The sequence below is a fragment of the Aestuariivirga sp. genome (genome assembly GCF_044239095.1).
In the GTDB taxonomy this organism is placed as follows: Bacteria; Pseudomonadota; Alphaproteobacteria; order Rhizobiales; family Aestuariivirgaceae; genus Aestuariivirga.
This window is the reverse complement of the sequence record NZ_JBIICB010000078.1, coordinates 1-15,636: the sequence shown is the minus strand read 5'-3', so window position 1 is coordinate 15,636 and position 15,636 is coordinate 1. Positions and strand designations below refer to the sequence as shown.

Genomic DNA, 15,636 nt, shown 5'->3' with positions numbered 1-15,636 from the left:
AACGCCTCCAGTCCCAAACCCTTCGCATGGAAAGCCAACCCTGGCGATATCATCGCAGCTCGGAACCGTGGGTTCCAAACGTTGGAGTCAATCCACTAGTTGAGAGGCTGAACGGCTGCAAGTCAAACTGGATCGGCCTACGGCAGGCCCCGCCCGCGAGGTGAAATGGAGGCGGCGATCGCGAGGCGAAGCTAATTTAAATAAATTTTTTTACCCTAGAACGAGAGTTATCATCCTCCCTTCCTGCCTGGCTTACGCTGGGCAGTGACGATGGACGGTTGGCAATGAGGTCCAAAACACGACGGAATTGACGAATAGATTAACCTATGGTTGAGTGTGGTATGCCACTCCTCGGCCAACATCTTGACTATCCAGCGCGTGCCATAACGCAAACGGCATGCGCCATGCTGGCCAGCGCAGCCCCTTGCGTAAGGCGCCAGTGCGCATGATGCAGCTGTTCGACATGGGATGGCTGATGGAATGGATGAATGCGGTGCCGACCGCGCGTCTGGCGTTCATCTGCTCCGCCGTTCTGGTGCTGGCGACCTGGTTCGGCATCATTTTCATCAAGCCGTTTTTTCGCTTGTGGCTGCGCCGGCAAAGCGGGGTGAACGACCTGGTGAATTACACCAGTGCAGGGTTCAGCCTGTTCTATGGCTTGCTGCTGGGTTTGCTGTCGGTCGCGGCCTTTACCAATGCCTCCAACATCGAGTCCGCCGTCGACCGGGAGGCCTCGCGTATCGCTTCGCTTTACCGGACGGTGGGGTCTTATCCTGAGCCGCTGCGCAGCGAGGTTCAGTATCTGCTGCGTGACTACACGCAGTATGTGATGAACAAGGACTGGCCCGCCCACAGCCAGGGCAAGATCTGGAACGGCGGCGATCTCCGCCTGCAGATCATCCAGCAGAAACTTCTGTCGCTGCAGCCGGTAAACCACACCGAAAACCTGCTGCAGGAACAGAGCCTCAAGTATTTCGGAGACATCGACGATGCGCGGCAGCATCGGCTGACGGGCGTCAACACCGCCATACCGGGCGTTCTCTGGTACGTCGTGGCGATTGGCGCGCTGATCAACATCCTGCTGATCTGGATGCTCGACATGCGGTTTACGCTTCACATGATCCTGGGCGGCATCATTTCGTTCTTCCTGGGCGTGATGATCTTCCTCATCGTGGTGATGGACAGGCCGCTGCAGGGCACGGTGAGCGTGACGTCCGATGCCTACAAGGTGATGTATGGGCTTGTGATGCAGTGGGATGAATCATGAAGGCGTACTTTCCTCTGAACGCAAACCCGATGCGTCTCATGCTGGCGGTGGCGATGGCGCTGCTCTGCCCCGGGGCAGCGGACGCCGGACCCGCCGGCCGTCACTTCGTATCGCTGGCCACCGGGACCGTCTCAGGGCTTTATTTTCCGGTCGGCAAGGCGATCTGTGACGCCGTCAATACCGCGGGAAGCGGACAGGCGCTGTGGTGCTCGGTCGAGTCGACGCCCGGTTCCGTCTACAATGTGGATTCCGTGGCTTCAGGCGAGAACGAGTTCGCTCTCGTGCAATCTGACGCGCAGTTCTTCGCGGTGAATGGCGAGGGGCGCTGGCAGGGCCGGCCTGCTTCTCAACTCCGCGCGGTGATGGCGCTCTATCCCGAGACGCTGACAGTGATCGTGCGCGAGGATTCAGGGATCGGCACGATCGAACAGCTCAAGGGCAAGAGAGTGAACATCGGCGCGCCGGGAACGGGCAGCCGCGTGACCTGGGATGAATTGAAGGGCGCACTCAAGATCACCGAAGCCGATTTGGGCGAAGCTGCCGAACTGAAGACCGATGCCGCCACGGCACGGCTCTGCGCCAACACATTGGACGCAAGCCTGATGATCGTCGGCCACCCCTCCAGCATGATCGAGCGCCAGCTCAATTCCTGCCGCCTGAAGCTCCTCCCGGTGGGTGGAGAGGCTGTCGATGCGCTTGTGGCCATGAGGCCCTATTATACGGCGGCCGCCATTCCCGGCCGCGCCTATGGCCTGGCGGCGGATGTTCCCACCTTCGGTGTGAAGGCCACGCTGGTCACCTCCGCAACTGTTCCGGAGGACACCGTTCACGCCCTGACCATGGCGATCATGAGCAATCTGGAGAAGCTGAAACAGCAGCAGGCTCTGGCCGGGCTGAAGCCGGAAGACATGGCCGCCCGGTCACTCACCGCCCCGCTTCACCCTGGCGCCGCACGGGCGTTCCGGGACCTCGGACTGCTGAAGTAGGACGCAAGCCATGGCCGAGTTCGAGATCCAGGAATCCGAATATCAAAGATGGGTGAAGATCACCCTCATGAACGAAACCGTGCGGGCCGAGGCCGGAGCCCTGAGCTATATGCGCGGCATGATCGAGGTCGTGGCGCCCCTGCCCTCGCTGGGCCATGCCATCAAGTGCAAGATCGCCGATGAGCCGCTCATCCGCCCGCGATACACCGGCACGGGAGATGTCTATCTGACATCGACCTTCGGCGGCTATCACGTGTTCGAGGTTCACGACGAGCCGTGGATTCTCGAGAGTGGATCATACTGGGCATCGGACGATAGTGTTCAACTCGGTCTTCACCGCGAACGCATGTTCACGTCCTTCCGTGCGGGAGAGGGCTTCATCGATTTTCAGACGAAGGTGAGCGGAAGAGGCCGCGTGGTGTTGAATGCGGCGGGGCCTGTCGAGGAGATCGACCTTGGCAGCGAGACCATCTCGGTTGAAGGAAAGCTCGTCATCGCCCGCAGTGCTGGCGTCACCTACCGGGTTGGCAATCCAACACGCTCAATGTTCAGCTATTGGCTGTCGGGTGAGGAATATGTCCGGCGCTATACCGGGCCTGGCCGCATCCTTTTGGTGTCCACGCCCTACTTCAACTGGCGCATGGCGGCGGAGGCGAACCTCACACAGGCCATGCAGCCCGAAGCTGAGCGCCGGTTACAAAAGGCCGCGCTCAGATCGGGATGAGTTGCATCGAGCCCACGGTGAAGCGTGAACCGTCTGAAGAGATGGGCACGCAGGTGGACGGGGTGCCCTTGGGCAGGAAGCTCGTCGGGTTCCGCGCCTCGCAGAGCTTGCCGTCGGCGGCAGTCCAGACCCCGGTGCCGATGCCCTTGCCGGTCTCATCATATTCGAAGGTGCCGTCCCTGAAATAGGTCACGGTGCCCTTGCGGCCGGCGCTGGCAAAGCTGAACCGGCGTTCCGCGAGGGCGCGATTGACGTCGGCTGCCTTCAGCTCACCGGTGGGAAGCGGTGCAATGGGTTGCTGTGTGATGGCAGGATCCACCACTGCAAGGTCATTCTTGGACGAAGAACACGCCGCCAAGGCCAAGCCCGCCGCAGCCAGAATTGTGATGTGCAGGCCAAATGAATGAGAAATCACGGATCAGACGCCTTCTGCCAGGACCACGACGCGCGAGCCGATCGGCACGCGGCGGTAGAGTTCCACCGCATCCTGGTTTACCATACGGATGCACCCCGAGGATGCGTTCTTGCCAATCGACAAAGGCTCGGTCGTGCCATGGATGCGATAGAGCGTGTCATTGCCGTTCTGAAACAGATAGAGCGCGCGCGCGCCCAGCGGATTGTCCGGCCCGCCTGGCATGCCATTCGCCCACTTCGCCTTTTCGGGGCTGCGTGCGATCATTTCCTTGGGTGGCGTCCACCGCGGCCACATCACCTTGCGGCCGACGTCCGCGAGACCCGCCCAGCGGAAACCATCACGCCCGACGGCACAGCCCCAGCGCATGGCCTTGCCGCCCTGCAGCACGAGGTACAACTGGCGCGCCTGCGTGTCGACGATGATGGTGCCGGGCCACTGGCGCCCGCTGTAATTCACCACCGCCGGCCTGAACGGCTCCGGCAGCTTGCTGTAGTCGAATTTCGGAAGCGGATACGGATCATCGTCCGATGACTGCGCGAAGGCTGCGCCTGCGAGTGGAGCGGCGAGCAGGCTGGACGCCGCCCCGGTTATGACTGCCCTGCGAGAAAGCATTGCCGATCCTTTTGCCAGTGCCGTGAGAGAGCGATTCAAAGCCTAAGTACCAAATTGGTGGCAAAACGCTAAGCCATTATTAACGGTATTCTTGTGGCCGCAATCAATTGTGCGGCATTAAACATTTGAGAGAAATTTTCTGCTGCACGCAAAAGTAGCAACGCAGGCCTCATGAGGCCAAAACACACGCAAGCCATGCCAGGGTGACAGCGGTGCCCAAGCGGGTCAAGCCCTTGTTGCAGGTAGGTGTCTGCGCCTATTCTGTTTTTCAAAGGGGAGATTCCACAATGAATATTCTAGTCATCGGCGGCGGCGGCATGGTCGGCGTCAAGCTGATCAACCGCCTTGCGGCAGACGGGCGGCTCGGCGAGACGGCCATCGGCAAGATCATCCGCCATGACGTGGTGCTGGCGCCACCGCCGCCCGCCTCGTCCTTCCCGGTCGAGACGCTGATCGGCGATCTCTCCGTTCCGGGCGAGGCCGAGAAGCTGGTGGCGCTCCGTCCGGATGTCATCTTCCATCTCGCGGCCATTGTCTCGGGCGAGGCCGAAGCCGATTTCGAGAAGGGCTACCGCATCAATCTCGATGGAACGCGCTATCTCTTCGAGGCAATCCGCAAGGCCGGCGGCGGCTATAAGCCCAAGGTGGTTTTCACGTCCTCGATCGCCGTCTTTGGCGCGCCCTTTCCGGAGGCCATCCCGGATGATTATTTCACAACGCCGCTCACCAGCTACGGCACGCAAAAGGCGATCTGCGAGCTCTTGCTGTCGGACTATTCGCGGCGCGGTTTCTTCGATGGCGTCGGCCTGCGTTTCCCGACGATCTGTGTCAGGCCGGGAAAGCCCAACCTGGCGGCCTCGGGCTTCTTTTCCAACATCATCCGCGAGCCGCTCGCCGGGCAGGAGGCGGTGCTGCCGGTGTCCGAGGATGTGCGCCACTGGCATGCCTCGCCGCGTGCTGCCACCCGGTTCCTCATCCGTGCCGCGACGATGGACACGGGGCTCCTCGGCAACCGCCGCAACGTGACGCTGCCCGGCATCTCCTGCACCGTCGGCGAGCAGATCGCTGCATTGCGCAAGGTGGCGGGCGAGAATGTCGTGGCCCGCATCCGGCGCGAGCCGAATGAGACGATCATGAAGATCGTGTCCGGCTGGCCGCGGAACTTCGAGGCAAGGCGCGGGCGTGAGCTGGGCTTCGAGGCAGAGGGCAGCTTCGAGGAGATCATCCGCGTCCACATCGAGGATGAGCTCGGCGGCAAGATCGCCTGATGAGCCGAAGCACGTCTGCCGGAGTTCTCGCCGCATTCTCCAATGCGGTTCTTGTCAGCGCGGGCGCCAGCGAGGCATCGGCAGAGGCCGCGACATGGGCGATGCTGCATGCGTCCCTGCACGGCGTTGACAGCCACGGCATCAGGCTCCTGCCGTGGTATGCCGACTGCCTGCGCAGCGGCCTCGCCAAGGGCAACCCGAATGTAACCGTCGACTACAAGCGGCGCGCGGCGGCCCTCGTTGATGCCGATGATGGCCTTGGCCACATCGCCATGTACCGTGCCATGGACGAGGCCTGCGCGCTGGCGCGGGACTGCGGCATCGGCATGGCGAGCGTCATCAACTCCACGCATTTCGGTGCCGCCGGCGCCTATACGCTGGCTGCAGCGGACGCGGGCTTCATCGGCTTCGTGGCCTCCAACTCCGGCGCCTTCGTCGTGCCGCATGGCGGATCGAAGCCAATCCACGGCACAAACCCATTGTCGCTCTCGGCACCCAACCCGGGCGGCGATCCCTTCCTGCTTGACATGGCGACGAGTGCCATTCCCTGGAACAAGGTGCTGCGCTTTCGCACCGAAGGCCTGGAACTGCCGGAGGGCGTTGCGGTCGATTTATCCGGCGCCTTCGTCACGGATCCCAACCAGGCCGTGGCGCTGGCGCCCGTGGGTGGCGCGGATTTCGGCTACAAGGGCGCAGCCCTTGCGGGCATGGCAGAGGTGCTGGGTGGGCTCCTCAGCGGCATGCGGCTCTCGGCGGATCAGGACGGCCTGGCACTGGGCGACAGCAAGGTCGGCCATTTCGTGATGGCGATTGACCCGACGCTGTTCATGACGATGGAGGCCTTCGGCGCGCGGCTTGAGGCCTATATTGGAAACTTCAGCTCGCAGCCCGGAACCTACGCCGCGGGCGGGCCCGAGTGGGAGCGCCGCCGCATCCGCGATCGGGACGGCATACCGCTGCCCGATGGGCTTTACGCCGAACTCCGCCTCGCGGGCGAACGTGCCGGCGTGAGTTTTCCGGCCTGAATGGCAGTGGTCAACAAGGAGAACCGCGCGGCGGGCATCCTCTGGATGCTCGCCACCATGTTCTGCTTCATCGCGCTCGACGCGATCATGAAGCACCTGATGGAAAGCTACTCGCTGGTGCAGGTGACCTGGGCACGCTTCTTTTTTGCGACGCTCATCGCAGCACTGGCCTGCGGCAAGGATATCGGCAGGCTGGCAAGGACCCGCCATCCGAAAACCCAGCTTCTGCGCTCCGTGTTGCTGATGTCGACCACGGCGATGTTCAATGCCGGGATCCGCACGACGCCGCTGGCCACCGGCACCACCATCATGTTCCTCAACCCGATCCTGGTGACGATCCTTGCCATTCCACTGCTCGGCGAAAAGGTGGGGTTGCGGCGCTGGATGGGCGTGCTGCTTGGGTTCATCGGCGCGGTCATCGTCGTCAGGCCGTGGGAGGAAGGACTGGGCGCTTATGGCCATGGCGTGCTCTTCCTGCTGGCCGCGGCCTTCCTCAACGCCAACTACCAGATCCTGACCCGCAAGGTACGCGGCGATGATCCGCGAACATCTCTGCTCTATACCGCGGCGGCGGGCGCGGTGGTGACGAGCCTCATCGTGCCGTGGTTCTGGTCCTGGCCCACGGCTTTCGACTGGCTGCTGCTGATGGCAAGCGGCCTGGCCGGGGGGCTCGGGCACCTGTTCCTCATCCGCTCTTTCCAGGCAGCGCCTGCGTCCGTCGTGGCGCCCTTCTCCTATTCTTCGTTGCTGTGGGCGGCCCTGTTCGGCTTCTTTATCTGGGGCGACTGGCCAGACTTGTGGACCTGGGCAGGTGCTGCGATTATCATCGGGTCGGGACTTTACATCTTCCACCGCGAGAGGCTGGCACATGAAAACCGTTGAATTCACCGCCATGAAGGACGGAACGCGCGAGGATTACCTTTTCCTCAAGCCGCTCGAGGACGACCATGTCAGGGCCACGGGTGACCGCGTCATCCGCGAACTCCGCCTGCAGGAGGAGGAGACACTTCCCGGCTACAAGATCAGCCGCCTCGAGCATGGGCTGCAGGCCGCGACCCGCGCGCTGCGTGAGGGGGCTGACACCGACTGGGTGGTGGCCGCCCTCCTCCACGACATCGGCGATGGCCTCGCGCCCCAGAACCATGACCGCTTCGCGGCCGAGATCCTGCGGCCCTATATGCGCGAGGAAGTGGTGTGGACGGTGGAGCACCATGCCTCCTTCCAGATGTACTACTACGCCCACCACTATGGCTGGAACCAGCATGAGCGGGAGAAATACCGGAGCTCGCCCTACTTCCAGTCCTGCGTGGATTTCTGCGAGCGCTGGGACCAGTCCTCCTTTGACCCCGCCTATCCCACGGAGACGCTCGACACGTTCATACCCCTGGTAAAAGAGGTGTTCGCCCGTAGGGCGCATGACCCCGCCGTGCAGCAGATGGGCGTGGTGAAGGGCCTGCCGCCCGCCGTGGCCGCTGCGGAATAGCGCACGCCGCAAAGCGACCGGATATGCCGCAGCTTGACGGGCAGCGGCGGGTTCGCCTCGCCATCATCGCATCATGAAGGACGCGCGCAACCAGAGCCTGACCGGCATCATCTCGCTCGTCGTGGGCGTCTTCATCTTCTCGATCCAGGACGCGATCCTGAAGGCGATGAGCGGCGACCATGCGGTGACGCTGGCAATCGTGCTCCGCTCGATCGTGGGGCTGCCGATCCTGCTTGCAATGGTGGCCTATGCCAACGGGCTTGGCGCATTGCGCACCCGGAACTGGAAGCTGCTGATCGCGCGCGGCCTGATCCTGATCACGTCCTATACCAGCTACTACATGGCCTTCCCGGCGCTGCCGCTGGCAGAAGCCGTGGCGCTGTTCTTCACCTCGCCGATCTTCGTCACGCTGCTGGCCAGCATCATGCTGCGCGAGAAGGTGACGCCGCAGGCATGGGCCGCCGTCATCGCCGGCTTCATCGGGGTCATCATCATCCTCAGGCCCGGTAGCGGGCTGTTCGAGCCGGCCGCGCTGCTCAGCCTGTTCAGTGCTGCAAGCTATGCCTTCTCAATGGTGCTGGCGCGAAAGTACGGGGCGGACGAGCCCACCACGGTGATGGCCTTCTACGTCAATGCCGTCTACCTGGTCGTCGCGGCCATGATCGCGGCACTCTTCGGGGCGGTGGGCGTCACCGCCTTCGGGCATCCGAGCCTCGATTTCCTGGTGCGGCCGTGGGCGATGCCGGATGCCACAGACCTTTTCCTGATGGGCGTGTGCGGCGTCATCGCGGCGGTTGCCATGTCGCTGCTCACCCACGCCTACAGGCTGGCCAACGCCAACCTCGTCACCGTGTTCGAATACACCGGCATGCTCTGGGTGCCGCTCTGGGGATTCCTGCTGTTCTCCGAGGTGCCCAGAATGACGACGGTCATCGGGACGGTCATCATCATCGCGGCGGGCTTCTTCGCCGTGCGCAACGCGCGATAGAGCATGATCCGCAAAAGTGGAAACCACTTTTGCGATAAGATCATGCTCAAGCAATTGATCTTGCGCGAGTTCTTTTCGACCAGGTGATTCCACCTGGTCGGAACGCGCGTTAAGGTGCGACACCTTCGCTGAGGATGCGGAAGTCGCCGACGTAGCTCTTCTTGCCGCCAGGCGCGGCGGCGACGCGGAGCCACAGGCCTTTGCCTTCGGCGCGGCCGGGGATGGCGAAGGTGCTGGTTTCTGTGGACTGCGGCAGGCTGAAGCTCATGACCGGCCGGCCCGATGCCTCCAACTGGCCCTCGGGCAGCACCATGATGTCGGCCGTTGCCGCCATGGACTGAGGGTCTACTCCGGCGGGAGGCACATATTCGAGCGCCGTCACTTGCCGCGTCGTGCCGCCACTGAACAGGACGAGGATGTTCAGTTCCTCATCAGGCGCCTCAATCGCCAGGAACGTGTCGCTGGCGCCATCGAACAGGGCGGCGAAGCTGTAACGATTCTCGCTGCCGTCCTTCAGCGCCGCCGTGAAACTCGCATCAGCCGCGAGGTTCACGGTCTCCGTCATGAGGGCGGGCGCATCTGTCTTTGCATCTGTCTTTGCGACCGTCTCGCCGGGTGCTGGCTGGTCGAGCGCCACGACGACCCTCACCGGCTGCTGTGCCGCGGGCTGCGGGGCAAAGGCCTGATAGCCCGTAATGACAACGCCCGCGATGGCCGCGAGGCTCGTGACCACGATATGGACGTTTGTGAGTTTCACCCCACTAGGCTTTGAGGATTGACCGTCCTGCATATGTGGCCTGAGAGCCCAGTTCCTCTTCGATGCGCAGCAGCTGATTGTATTTGGCGAGCCGGTCCGAGCGGGCCAACGAACCAGTCTTGATCTGACCGCAGTTTGTGGCGACAGCAAGGTCCGCGATGGTGGAGTCTTCCGTTTCGCCCGAGCGGTGCGACATCACGGCGGAATAGGCTGCCTTATGCGCCATCTCGACGGCTTCAAGCGTTTCCGTGAGGGAGCCGATCTGGTTGACCTTGACGAGGATCGCGTTGGCGACGCCCTTCGAGATGCCGTCCTTCAGGCGCTTGGTGTTGGTAACGAAGAGATCGTCGCCGACCAGCTGGTGTGTCTTGCCGATCAGGTCCGTCACCTGCTTCCAGCCGTCCCAGTCGTCCTCGGACATGCCGTCCTCGATCGAGAAGATCGGATAGCTGCGGGCCAGCTTGGCCAGGTATTCGGCCTGCTCGGTGATCGAGCGCTTCTTGCCCTCGCCCTCATAGTCGTAGACGCCGTTCTTGAAGAACTCCGTCGCGGCGCAGTCGAGCGCCAGGAACACGTCCTGGCCCGGCTTGTAGCCAGCCTGCTCCACTGCCTTCATCACGAAGTCGAGGCCGGCCTCGGCAGACGGAAGGTTCGGGGCGAAGCCGCCCTCATCGCCGACATTGGTGTTGTGCCCTGCCTTCTTGAGCGCCGCCTTGAGCGTGTGGAAGATCTCCGCACCCATGCGCAGCCCCTCGCGGAACGATGACGCACCGACAGGCATCACCATGAATTCCTGGAAGTCGATCGGGTTGTCGGCATGGGCGCCGCCATTGATGATGTTCATCATGGGCACGGGCAGCGTGCGCGCCGAGGCGCCGCCGACGTAGCGGTAAAGCGGAAGCCCTGAGGCATCCGCCGCGGCCTTGGCGGTGGCCAGCGACACGCCGAGGATGGCATTGGCGCCGAGGCGCGCCTTGTTGGGGGTGCCGTCGAGTTCGATCATCGCGCGGTCGATGGCGATCTGGTCTTCGGCTTCCATTCCGGCGAGAGCATCGAAAATGTCGCCATTGACGGCAGCGACTGCCTTGGTGACGCCCTTGCCCAGATAGCGCGCCTTGTCCCCGTCACGCAATTCGACGGCTTCATGCGCGCCGGTGGAGGCGCCGGACGGCACGGCGGCGCGGCCCATGGAGCCGTCTTCCAGCACCACATCCACTTCCACCGTCGGGTTGCCGCGGCTGTCGAGTATCTCGCGGGCGGTGATATCGATGATGGTGGTCATATGGCTGTTTCCCCTGATGGTCGCAAATCAGGCTGGGTTTATGGCGGGAGTGCCGTGGCTTGGCAAGACGGTTCGGGCGGCGGCAAGGAGCCCTCATCCGGCCTTCGGCCACCTTCTCCCATCCTTCGGACGGGAGAAGGGGAAAAAGCATCAACGTCTTCCCTTCTCCCGTTGCGCAGCAATGGGAGAAGGTGGCCGAAGGCCGGATGAGGGCCTCTCTCAACCCGTCAGGTCTTTGCCACCTTGTCCAGCGCCATGAGTTTCACCAAGAGGCCCTCCAGCCTGTCCAGAGGCACCATGTTGGGGCCGTCGGAGGGGGCGTTGTCCGGATCCTCGTGGGTCTCGATGAAGACGCCTGCAACACCCACAGCCACGGCGGCGCGCGCCAGCACTGGCACCATGCGCCGGTCGCCGCCCGAGGATGCACCCTGCCCGCCCGGCTGCTGCACCGAATGGGTGGCGTCGAAGATCACCGGCGCGCCCGTTTCCGCCATGATCGGCAGTGCCCGCATGTCGGACACGAGCGTGTTGTAACCGAAGGACGCGCCGCGCTCAGTGAGCAGCACGTTGGGATTGCCGCTCTCGACGATCTTCTCGAGGACGTTCTTCATGTCCCAGGGTGCGAGGAACTGGCCCTTCTTGACGTTCACCACGCGGCCGGTCCTGGCGGCGGCGACGAGAAGGTCGGTCTGGCGGCAGAGGAAGGCCGGGATCTGCAGGATGTCGACGACGCTTGCGACCTCCGCGCAGTGGGCGTTCTCGTGAACGTCCGTCAGCACGGGAAGCCCCAGTTCCTTGCCGATGTCGGCAAAGACGGCGAGCGACTTCTCCAGGCCCATGCCGCGCCGGCCCTTCAGGCTGGTGCGGTTCGCCTTATCAAAACTTGACTTGTAGACGAGCCCGATGCCCAGACGCTGGCAGATTTCCTTCAGACTGCCCGCCATCATGAAGGCATGCTCGCGGCTTTCCATCTGGCAGGGACCAGCGATCAGCGCGAGGGGCAGTGCATTGCCGAACTGCAGTGTGGGAAGCGAGACGACGGTATTGGTTGTCATTTGGGATACACCAGAAAAGTGCCAGAGCCATGGGCATAGAGCTTGCCATTTTCGTCCACCACCTTGGCATCGGCAGTGAACAGGGTTCGTCCGGAATGGATGACGTTGCCGGTGCAGAGAAGCCGGCCGGTTTCCGCGTCGATTTTTCGAACGTAGTTGACCTTGAGTTCGATGGTGCCATAGCCCGCGCCAGCGGGAAGCATGGTCTGCACCGCGCAGCCGGTGGCTGAATCGATCAGTGTCGCGGCATAGCCGCCATGAAGCCGCATCTGCGGATTGTAGAAACGGGGAGAGGGGAAGCCCTCGAATGTCGCCTGGCCCTCTTCCACCGCGATCAGCCGCATGTCCATCGTGTCTGCCATGGCGGAGCCTTGCCAGTCGGCGATGCGCTGTTTGAGATAGTCAAGCCCGCTCAGCGGCGTGGCCTTCTTGGGGTCTGCGTCCATGCAAGTCCTATGGTTTCGGCGCCTGCATTACCCCAACCGGATGGGCGATGGTAATGCCTTTTTCGCGGAACTGCCTGAGGATGTCGAAGCGGATGTCACTTGCCACACCATTGCCCTCAAGGATGTCTGCCACAAAGGCCCTGAGTTCGAAGTCCAAGCCTGTCTGCCCGAAGCGCGCCAGGTTGGCGAAGGGTTCGGGCTGGCTGAGCACTTTCTCATGGCGGCGCGCGCATTCAACGAGAAGTGCTCGCACCGCTTCGGCGTCGCTGCTGTAGTCGACCGTCACTGCAACCATGAAGCGCCCCATGTTGTCGTTATGCGTCCAGTTCCGCACCGGCTCTGTGACGAGAGCCGAATTGGGCAGGATGATCGAACAGGAATCAAAGGTCTCGATCTCGGTGGAGCGCACGTTGATGCGGCGGACGACGCCCTCCCCCGCCGGCAGCGACACCCAGTCGCCAACCCGGATCGGACGCTCCGCAAGGATGATGAGGCCCGAGACGAAGTTGTTGACGATGGATTGCAGCCCGAGGCCGATGCCGATGCCCAGCGCGCCAGCGATGAGCGCGAGGTTGGAAAAGTCGATGCCCGTGGCGCCCAGCGCGAGCCCGCCAGCGAGGAAGTAGCCCACATAGGTGGAGCCCTTGAGGATCGAATCCTGAACGCCGCGATTGATCTGCGTATCGCTCAGGATGCGGCGGGCAAGCCAGCGGTTGAACAGCTTGGTGGCGATGACGCCGGCCGCCAGGATGGCCAGCATCGTCAGCACGATGCCGGGCGATATGGTGATCTCGCCGACCTTCACGCCGATCGCCAGCGTGTTGTAGAAGCCGCCGAAGTCGACCCAGGTCAAGGTCCACAGCAGCACCAGCAGCGGAATGCCGGCGATGAGCAGGATGAGGTCGACGCCGGTGCGCACGATCAGGCCCAGCCGCTCGATGCCACGTTCGCCAAGCCCCGAGATGCGGCGGAGGAACATGCCGAAGCCGCTTTGCGGGTCGAAGCTTGATGTGACCGCGGCATCGAAGAGGTAGTAGAGAATGAAGAGGAAGCCGAGGACCATGGCGGTCCTGGCCATCTGATGGGCAATGTAGTCCGCCAGCGCCAGGTAACCGGCCAGCAGCGCGCCGAAGCCGAGGATGATCAGCAGCCAGATCACTGGCGTCAGCGAGGACATCCAGCCGAAATAGACACGCCTGCCCGCCTTGTCCGGCAGACCGTCCTGGTTCTTCACGGTCAGGAGGATGAAGCTGAGCAGGCTGAGCAGCAGGAATGCGAACACAGCCGATTGCCCGACCGTGTAGCTGACAGGCAGAAACAGCGCCCCGGCGATCTTGCCCAGCTGGGCGTTCATGGTCGCGACAGCGGCAATCACACCGGCCAGCAGGGTGAAGCGCGAGGCGGAACGGTCGTCAAGGTCGACGATCCGCCACGCGGGTTCCGCGGGCGAGGCCACCCGGCGGGCCATGACATAAAAGAAGGTCGTGCCCGCGATCACCGCCACCAGCGCCGTCCACACCATGAGGATGCGCGGCGTCAGGTATCCGCTCGCGTCGAGCGACAGCCAGATCGGAATGATCAGGATCGCCAGCGCCGCCGCCGTGGTGATGAGCCCCCGCACAATCCGCCACAGCCGCGTCATGTCGTCGATCGAGCGGCTGCGGTTGGCGTAACGCTCCATCCAGTGCCGGGCCCAGCGGTTGATGACGCGGTAGCCGCCGGCAAAGATCACGATGAAGAGCGGAACCAGAAGGAGACCGATGGGGTTTCCCGAGGCGGCGACCTCCGTCCACCAGTTGCGGAACAGGAGCCCCAGCGCCGCCAGCAGGCCGCCGAAGCCGATGCCCGTGTCGTACCAGAGCGACGGGTTGAGGATCGAGCGGTTGCGGTCGAAGACGCGTTCGAAGAACTGGTTGCGCTGCAGGGCAATGACCCGGCCAGCACTCTGTTCCGCTTCGACCACGATGACGTCGAACTGCGACTTGAGGCTCTGCAGGCGGTCGCGCGTGGAGGTGAGGTCCGAGCGCGACTTGGCCACGCCTGCATCCTCGCTCGCACCTTCGGATGGGGCAGCACCCAGCGAGGCGATCTGCTGGTTCACCTCGGCCAGCGGCCCTGCAAGGTCGGCGGACCGCTTTGCCGCGGTGGTCCTGAGCGTCTCGAGGGCGGTCCGCGTATCCAGCAGTTCCTTTTCACTGAGAACCGGACGCCGCTGGATGTCCTCCAGCCGCTTAAGGTCAGTACGGAACTCCTGAATCGCGCGGTCGCTCTGGCCGAGAATGGCCTGGTCGAAGGCGGCGGCAGCCGACAGCGAAATGAACAGTGCGCAGAGGGCCGCCAGGGCGATCCTCACGCCGCGCATGGCTAGACCAGCCGGCTCTGCTCGATCGCCGCCGCGATGAAGGACTTGAACAGCGGGTGCGGATCGAACGGTTTGGACTTGAGCTCGGGGTGGTACTGCACGCCGATGAACCACGGGTGATCGGGGTATTCCACCGTCTCCGGCAGAAGCCCGTCCGGTGACATGCCCGCGAAGCTCAGCCCTGCCTTCTCGAGGCGGTCGCGGTAGCGCGTGTTGACCTCGTAGCGGTGGCGGTGGCGCTCGGTGATGCGGGTGGTGCCATAGATCTCCGCGATCTTGCTGCCGGGCTTCAGCGTCGACTCATAGGCGCCGAGCCGCATGGTGCCGCCGAGGTCGCCGCCCGCCTTGCGGATCTCGAGTTCGTTGCCCTTCATCCATTCCGTCATGGTGCCGACGACGGGCTCTTTTGTCTCGCCAAATTCGGTGGAGCTTGCGGTCTCGATGCCGCAGAGTGAGCGCGCCGCCTCGATGCAGGCCATCTGCATGCCGAAGCAGATGCCGAAATAGGGAACCTGGCGGGTGCGGGCGAAAGTGGCGGCCTTGATCTTGCCTTCCGAGCCCCGTTCCCCGAAACCGCCGGGAACGAGGATGCCGTGCACGCCCTCGAGATAGGGTGCGGGGTCTTCCTTCTCGAAGACCTCCGATTCGATCCACTCCAGCTTTACCTTCACCTTGTTGGCGATCCCGCCGTGAACGAGGGCCTCCTGCAGCGACTTGTAGGCGTCGAGGAGGCCTGTGTATTTGCCGACCACCGCGATGGTCACCTCGCCCTCGGGCTGGGTGATGCGGTGCATGATCTCGGTCCACTTCGAGAGATCGGGCTCCTTCACGTCCTTGAAGCCGAAGATGTCGAGCACTTCCTGGTCGAGACCCTCGTTGTGATAGGAACGGGGCACATCATAGATCGACTTGACGTCGAGCGCCTGGATCACGGCCGAGGGGCGCACGTTGCAGAACAGCGCGATC

Annotated in this window: 16 protein-coding genes; 8 read left to right on the top strand and 8 right to left on the bottom strand. The window is 63.2% G+C overall.

Annotation, left to right across the window (positions count from 1 at the left end; translation table 11 throughout):
- The first annotated feature begins 445 nt into the window (after positions 1 to 445).
- From ACILRA_RS09395 to ACILRA_RS09385, 3 genes are read left to right on the top strand one after another with little or no spacing between them, the layout of a single operon-like run.
- The gene (locus ACILRA_RS09395) at positions 446 to 1,267 is read left to right on the top strand and encodes a hypothetical protein (protein WP_395661844.1); all 822 of its coding nucleotides are present in this window, start codon (positions 446 to 448) and stop codon (positions 1,265 to 1,267) included.
- A complete protein-coding gene (locus ACILRA_RS09390) occupies positions 1,264 to 2,253 on the top strand; it encodes a TAXI family TRAP transporter solute-binding subunit (protein WP_395661843.1) in 990 nt (329 codons plus the stop codon). The genes ACILRA_RS09395 and ACILRA_RS09390 overlap by 4 nt, the downstream gene beginning before the upstream one ends.
- 10 nt (positions 2,254 to 2,263) lie before the next feature.
- Positions 2,264 to 2,977 (top strand): AIM24 family protein, encoded by a 714-nt coding sequence (locus ACILRA_RS09385; RefSeq protein WP_395661842.1) that lies wholly within the window; start codon positions 2,264 to 2,266, stop codon positions 2,975 to 2,977.
- On the opposite strand, the gene ACILRA_RS09380 is transcribed toward ACILRA_RS09385, so the two are convergent.
- Together ACILRA_RS09380 and ACILRA_RS09375 are read right to left on the bottom strand one after the other, a co-directional pair.
- Positions 2,964 to 3,296, bottom strand: a complete 333-nt coding sequence (locus ACILRA_RS09380) for a hypothetical protein (protein ID WP_395661841.1) — start codon at positions 3,294 to 3,296, stop codon at positions 2,964 to 2,966. The two genes, ACILRA_RS09385 and ACILRA_RS09380, sit on opposite strands and share 14 nt — an antisense overlap.
- A gap of 99 nt (positions 3,297 to 3,395) precedes the next feature.
- A complete protein-coding gene (locus ACILRA_RS09375) occupies positions 3,396 to 4,004 on the bottom strand; it encodes a L,D-transpeptidase (RefSeq protein WP_395661840.1) in 609 nt (202 codons plus the stop codon).
- Between the two features lie 287 nt (positions 4,005 to 4,291).
- On the opposite strand from ACILRA_RS09375, the gene denD reads away from it, so the two are divergent.
- The 5 genes from denD (at position 4,292) to ACILRA_RS09350 (ending at position 8,768) form a co-directional block, all read left to right on the top strand.
- Entirely contained in the window at positions 4,292 to 5,272 is a 981-nt protein-coding gene (denD, locus tag ACILRA_RS09370) for a D-erythronate dehydrogenase (protein ID WP_395661839.1), read from the top strand.
- Positions 5,272 to 6,297, top strand: coding sequence for an Ldh family oxidoreductase (locus tag ACILRA_RS09365; RefSeq protein WP_395661838.1), 1,026 nt, complete (start codon positions 5,272 to 5,274; stop codon positions 6,295 to 6,297). Before denD ends, ACILRA_RS09365 begins: the two co-directional genes overlap by 1 nt.
- Complete coding sequence (locus tag ACILRA_RS09360) at positions 6,298 to 7,179, top strand: DMT family transporter (RefSeq protein WP_395661837.1); 882 nt, start codon at positions 6,298 to 6,300, stop codon at positions 7,177 to 7,179.
- Complete coding sequence (locus ACILRA_RS09355) at positions 7,166 to 7,780, top strand: HD domain-containing protein (RefSeq protein WP_395661836.1); 615 nt, start codon at positions 7,166 to 7,168, stop codon at positions 7,778 to 7,780. The genes ACILRA_RS09360 and ACILRA_RS09355 overlap by 14 nt, the downstream gene beginning before the upstream one ends.
- Before the next feature lie 73 nt (positions 7,781 to 7,853).
- Positions 7,854 to 8,768: a DMT family transporter gene (locus tag ACILRA_RS09350; protein WP_395661835.1), complete on the top strand. Its 915-nt coding sequence runs from the start codon at positions 7,854 to 7,856 to the stop codon at positions 8,766 to 8,768.
- Positions 8,769 to 8,877: 109 nt separating this feature from the next.
- Here ACILRA_RS09350 and ACILRA_RS09345 read toward each other — a convergent pair whose 3' ends face one another.
- The 6 genes from ACILRA_RS09345 to ACILRA_RS09320 form a co-directional block, all read right to left on the bottom strand.
- A complete protein-coding gene (locus ACILRA_RS09345) occupies positions 8,878 to 9,525 on the bottom strand; it encodes a hypothetical protein (protein ID WP_395661834.1) in 648 nt (215 codons plus the stop codon).
- Between the two features lie 4 nt (positions 9,526 to 9,529).
- On the bottom strand, positions 9,530 to 10,807 hold the full coding sequence (eno, locus tag ACILRA_RS09340; protein ID WP_395661833.1) for a phosphopyruvate hydratase: 1,278 nt from the start codon (positions 10,805 to 10,807) through the stop codon (positions 9,530 to 9,532).
- Between the two features lie 227 nt (positions 10,808 to 11,034).
- Positions 11,035 to 11,862, bottom strand: a complete 828-nt coding sequence (gene kdsA / locus ACILRA_RS09335; protein ID WP_395661832.1) for a 3-deoxy-8-phosphooctulonate synthase — start codon at positions 11,860 to 11,862, stop codon at positions 11,035 to 11,037.
- The gene (locus tag ACILRA_RS09330) at positions 11,859 to 12,308 is read right to left on the bottom strand and encodes a PaaI family thioesterase (RefSeq protein WP_395661831.1); all 450 of its coding nucleotides are present in this window, start codon (positions 12,306 to 12,308) and stop codon (positions 11,859 to 11,861) included. Before ACILRA_RS09330 ends, kdsA begins: the two co-directional genes overlap by 4 nt.
- Positions 12,309 to 12,315: 7 nt before the next feature.
- The gene (locus ACILRA_RS09325) at positions 12,316 to 14,670 is read right to left on the bottom strand and encodes a DUF3772 domain-containing protein (RefSeq protein WP_395661830.1); all 2,355 of its coding nucleotides are present in this window, start codon (positions 14,668 to 14,670) and stop codon (positions 12,316 to 12,318) included.
- 2 nt (positions 14,671 to 14,672) lie between these two features.
- Positions 14,673 to 15,636 (bottom strand): CTP synthase (locus tag ACILRA_RS09320; RefSeq protein ID WP_395661829.1); only part of this gene is annotated, 964 nt, incomplete at its 5' end.

What these genes read in the sequence shown, in the direction of transcription:
- ACILRA_RS09330 (WP_395661831.1), bottom strand. Translation starts at nt 12,308, where the DNA reads ATGGACGCAGACCCCAAGAAGGCCACGCCGCTGAGCGGGCTTGACTAT.
- ACILRA_RS09390 (WP_395661843.1), top strand. Translation starts at nt 1,264, where the DNA reads ATGAAGGCGTACTTTCCTCTGAACGCAAACCCGATGCGTCTCATGCTG.
- denD (WP_395661839.1), top strand. Translation starts at nt 4,292, where the DNA reads ATGAATATTCTAGTCATCGGCGGCGGCGGCATGGTCGGCGTCAAGCTG.
- ACILRA_RS09365 (WP_395661838.1), top strand. Translation starts at nt 5,272, where the DNA reads ATGAGCCGAAGCACGTCTGCCGGAGTTCTCGCCGCATTCTCCAATGCG.
- ACILRA_RS09375 (WP_395661840.1), bottom strand. Translation starts at nt 4,004, where the DNA reads ATGCTTTCTCGCAGGGCAGTCATAACCGGGGCGGCGTCCAGCCTGCTC.
- ACILRA_RS09395 (WP_395661844.1), top strand. Translation starts at nt 446, where the DNA reads ATGATGCAGCTGTTCGACATGGGATGGCTGATGGAATGGATGAATGCG.
- ACILRA_RS09355 (WP_395661836.1), top strand. Translation starts at nt 7,166, where the DNA reads ATGAAAACCGTTGAATTCACCGCCATGAAGGACGGAACGCGCGAGGAT.
- kdsA (WP_395661832.1), bottom strand. Translation starts at nt 11,862, where the DNA reads ATGACAACCAATACCGTCGTCTCGCTTCCCACACTGCAGTTCGGCAAT.
- ACILRA_RS09360 (WP_395661837.1), top strand. Translation starts at nt 6,298, where the DNA reads ATGGCAGTGGTCAACAAGGAGAACCGCGCGGCGGGCATCCTCTGGATG.
- ACILRA_RS09385 (WP_395661842.1), top strand. Translation starts at nt 2,264, where the DNA reads ATGGCCGAGTTCGAGATCCAGGAATCCGAATATCAAAGATGGGTGAAG.
- ACILRA_RS09325 (WP_395661830.1), bottom strand. Translation starts at nt 14,670, where the DNA reads ATGCGCGGCGTGAGGATCGCCCTGGCGGCCCTCTGCGCACTGTTCATT.
- eno (WP_395661833.1), bottom strand. Translation starts at nt 10,807, where the DNA reads ATGACCACCATCATCGATATCACCGCCCGCGAGATACTCGACAGCCGC.
- ACILRA_RS09350 (WP_395661835.1), top strand. Translation starts at nt 7,854, where the DNA reads ATGAAGGACGCGCGCAACCAGAGCCTGACCGGCATCATCTCGCTCGTC.